The 3,086-nt window shown below is 72.8% G+C and carries 4 protein-coding genes; 3 read left to right on the top strand and 1 reads right to left on the bottom strand.

What is annotated here, in order from left to right; all coding sequences use genetic code 11:
- Window positions 1–195 (top strand): hypothetical protein (locus ACTIDRAF_RS34560; RefSeq protein ID WP_211215389.1); only part of this gene is annotated, 195 nt, incomplete at its 5' end.
- A gap of 518 nt (window positions 196–713) precedes the next feature.
- Window positions 714–1,622 (top strand): LCP family glycopolymer transferase, encoded by a 909-nt coding sequence (locus tag ACTIDRAF_RS0220020; RefSeq protein ID WP_016700501.1) that lies wholly within the window; start codon window positions 714–716, stop codon window positions 1,620–1,622.
- Window positions 1,623–1,689: 67 nt separating this feature from the next.
- Here ACTIDRAF_RS0220020 and ACTIDRAF_RS30035 read toward each other — a convergent pair whose 3' ends face one another.
- On the bottom strand, window positions 1,690–2,031 hold the full coding sequence (locus ACTIDRAF_RS30035; protein ID WP_157163164.1) for a hypothetical protein: 342 nt from the start codon (window positions 2,029–2,031) through the stop codon (window positions 1,690–1,692).
- Between the two features lie 770 nt (window positions 2,032–2,801).
- On the opposite strand from ACTIDRAF_RS30035, the gene ACTIDRAF_RS0220010 reads away from it, so the two are divergent.
- Entirely contained in the window at window positions 2,802–3,038 is a 237-nt protein-coding gene (locus ACTIDRAF_RS0220010) for a hypothetical protein (RefSeq protein ID WP_016700499.1), read from the top strand.
- Window positions 3,039–3,086: the final 48 nt, after the last annotated feature.

The raw sequence follows: 3,086 nt of genomic DNA, 5'->3' as shown, positions 1-3,086 counted from the left end.
GGCGCTTCCCACGCCGGGGACTGGCCGTGGACGGGGCCTCCGAGGAGGCGTGCGGGGGGCGGCGGGACCCACGGGGGCAGGGCCCGCCCGAAGGCGGTGTTCCGGGAACTGCGCCGGCGGGGCGGGAGCCGTCGTGCCGTCCTGAGGTGGCCCGCCGAGCTGTTCTCCGCGCGGTGCGCGGAGGAACGCGGCTGATCGGCCCGGGACTCCCCAGGGCCGAGACGGGCGTGCCCGGTCGTGTGTTCCCTGCCACGTCGGGTGGCGCGAGGTGCCAGGTCACCGTGGGGCGGGGGAGCACCCTGCGCTGGGCCGGAACGCGCGCCCCGTGGTGTGGGCCGTCACCTCCGCCGGGTTGCCGGCTGGCGTTGCCGGCGGCTGCGCAACCCTCCGGCGTCAAGACGCGTCTACTCTCCGTGGGGGCCGAGCGGCCCGAATTCCGAGACGTGGCGGGTACGAGGCGTATGAGTGGTAGGTGGGACGGTCCGCGGCAGCCCCCGAGACGGCCTTCGCGGCAGCAGCCGCCGGACCGGACGGCGACGATGCCGCAACCCCCGCACGGGCGGCGTCCTCCGCCGCGCCCGGCCGGCGGACGGCCCCGCCCCGGTGATGCGGACCGGCCTCGGGCCACCAGTACCGCTCACCCGCCACCCGGGGGGCGGGCGCGTCGGCGGCCGCGCTGGGGCCGGCGACTGCTGGTCTTCCTGCTGGTCGTCGTGGTCGCTCTCGGCGCCCTGGTCTTCTGGCTGGACACCAGGATGAACCGGGAGGAGATCCTCGTCGACTACCCCGGGCGGCCCGCCGCCACGGCGGGCACCAACTGGTTGATCGTGGGGTCCGACAGCAGGGAGGGCCTGGACGAGGACCAGCGTTCGTCCCTCGCGGCCGGTGACGCGGCGGGACGGCGGACCGACACCATCATGCTGGTCCACGTCCCAGACAACGACACGCCGCCCACGATGGTCTCGCTGCCCCGTGACTCCTACGTGCCGATCGAGGGGTACGAGGACAACCGGATCAACGCCGCCTTCGCCTTCGGCGGCCCCCAACTGCTCGTCCGGACCGTCGAAGGCGTCACCGGCCTGCGGATCGACCACTACGCGGAGGTGGGGTTCGCCGGGTTCGCCGGGATCGTCGATGCGGTCGGCGGTGTCGAGATGTGCCCCGAGGAGCCGATGCGGGACCCGTTGGCGGGACTGGACATCGAGGCCGGGTGCCAGGAACTGGACGGCGCGCAGGCGCTGGGCTACGTGCGGACCCGAGCGAGCGCGCGGGCTGACCTCGACCGGGTCGAGCGCCAGCAGGAGTTCTTCTCCGCGTTGATGGACCGGGCGACCAGCCCGAGCGTGCTGGCCAACCCGTTCCGGGTCTTCCCCCTCGCCTCCAACGGCGCCGACATGCTGACCGTGTCCGAGGGGGACCACCTCTGGCACCTGGGCGGGCTCGCCCTGGCGATGAGGAGCTTCTCCTCCGGCGAGGGGGTGAGCACGACGGTGCCCATCGGCTCGATGGAGCGCCGGCGGGGCATGGCGGTGGTGCTCTGGGACCAGGCCGCGAGCCAACAGCTGTTCGGCGCCCTCGCCGAGGACCGTCCCGTTCCGCCGGAGCTGGTGGGCGCCGGCTGACGACGAGGGCGCCCGACCCGGGGTCCCTGACGGGGTCCGGGCCGGGCGCCCCCGGTGGAGCCCCGGGTCAGATCTGGCCGCTCAACTGGGTTTCCGGTTCGGTCCACTGCCGCTGACGCTGGCGGACCTCCCAGGCCAACCGCTGCTCGATCCACTCCTGCACGAGGGCCGCCGGAGCGGTGTCCAGCTCCTCGGCGAGCTGGCGCAGCTGCTCGCTGGCCTCCGGTGGCAACCGGAGCTGGAGCACCTGGGCCTTGCCGAACCGGAGCCCGGTCGCCGTCGTTTCCTCCTCGCTCTCCGGCGCCAGCGCGGCCAGGTAGGAGTCGAGTTCGTTGTCCGGCCGCGCCTCCTCGCCCTGCTTCACCGCGGGGCGCCGCCGTCCTGAAGGTTTCGCTCGTCCGAAAGCCACCCACCAACGATAACGACTTGGTTGCGGCCACCCAAGGGGTGGCAGGAGGCCGAGTGTCCCCAGTGGACTCACCGCGCTCGTCCGCTGGGGTCGCGAGGCCCAGGAATGCGGAGGCCCCCGCGCCAGGGGGAGGAACGCGGGGGCTGGAGGGGAATCTCCACAGTGCTGGCTGGGGGTTTGCCAGCGGGGAAATTGTCGCACGTCGGGCCGTGATAACGCATCGGCTTCGTCAACTTTCCTTCGTGATCTTTCGGTGAGGCGACCGCTGCCCGCCGTTGGGTGGTGGCGCACCGCCGCTCAACGGTCGTGCGGAGAGGTCCGAGCGGAGTACTCGCCCCGATCCTCGCCGCACCGGGTGCGGTCAGGATCACGGCCGGGCCGGGGGAGCGGCCCCCTTGTCGGCGTGCGCGGGCTGCCGCCGCTCCGAGCCGGAGGCGGCTGGCGGGACGGTCGCCGACACTTCGTCACTCACGGTGATCGTCGCGGACGGCGGGTGCCGGGTGTCGGCGCACCGGGCCGCGGCGGGTGTTACCGGAGCACGCACCGGGTATGGCAGGGAAAGTCACGCCCAGCTGGGGTGTGCGTCTTCGGGAGCGGAGCCGTTCATCCCCGAACGAGTGGTTTGAACCGGCGTCAGCGCGGCACTCTACGGCGAAGACAGAGGTGCTTTAGCACACTACACACGGTAGTAATCGAATCACCCCTGCGGGGGGCTGCTGATGGGGTCGGCGGGCAGATACTCTGCGCCGAAACCAGATCGGGGAGGTGTCATGGCCGGCTCACTGGACATGCGGAAGTTCCTGTGGCAGAGCGATGAGCCGTTGTCGTCGACGCCGCAGGTGCCGGCGCCGCGGAACGGCGAACTGCCTCGGGTCTCCGAGGAACAGGTGCACCGGGCGCGAGTGGCGGTGGCGGCCGGCGCGACCGGGGCGGAGGACTGCCGGTTGCTGCTGGACATGCTCGGCCTGACACCCGGCGAGGACGGAGTGCCGCCGGTGCGGCGCTGATCACGACGGTGAGGTCGGTGGGGGTGGGCGCGTACCGCGCCCACCCCC

The organism is Actinoalloteichus spitiensis RMV-1378 (assembly GCF_000239155.1).
Lineage (GTDB): Bacteria > Actinomycetota > Actinomycetes > Mycobacteriales > Pseudonocardiaceae > Actinoalloteichus_B > Actinoalloteichus_B spitiensis.
This window is presented reverse-complemented; position numbering and strand designations above follow the sequence as displayed.

Bases quoted from the DNA above. Each gene is read 5' to 3' on its own strand.
- ACTIDRAF_RS0220010 (WP_016700499.1), top strand. From the start codon at position 2,802: ATGGCCGGCTCACTGGACATGCGGAAGTTCCTGTGGCAGAGCGATGAG.